We start from the raw sequence: 305 nt of genomic DNA, 5'->3' as shown, positions 1-305 counted from the left end.
ATCGTATTCGGCGAGCAGTTGCTCCATGGTCACGTCCTTGCCGACCTCGGTGTTGAGGCGGAACTCGATGCCCATGCCGGTGAAGACTTCGCGGCGATTGCTCAGCACAGTCTTTTCCAGTTTGAACTCCGGGATGCCGAAGGTCAGCAAGCCACCGATTTCCGGGTTCTTGTCGAACACCACCGGGGTCACGCCGCCACGTACCAGCAAGTCGGCACAACCCAGGCCCGCCGGGCCTGCGCCGATGATCGCGACACGCTTGCCGGTCGGTTTGACCTTGGACATGTCCGGACGCCAGCCCATGG

1 protein-coding gene is annotated in these 305 nt (G+C 62.3%); it reads right to left on the bottom strand.

The window, feature by feature from the left end; all coding sequences use genetic code 11:
- Positions 1–305 (bottom strand): NAD(P)-binding protein (locus ACIOVB_RS15600; RefSeq protein ID WP_401269083.1); only part of this gene is annotated, 305 nt, incomplete at both ends.

Origin of the sequence: Pseudomonas sp. NPDC087639 (assembly GCF_044743385.1) — a bacterium.
In the GTDB taxonomy this organism is placed as follows: domain Bacteria; phylum Pseudomonadota; class Gammaproteobacteria; order Pseudomonadales; family Pseudomonadaceae; genus Aquipseudomonas.
The sequence above is the reverse complement of the archived record's forward strand: the minus strand, read 5'-3'. Positions and strand labels throughout refer to the sequence as shown.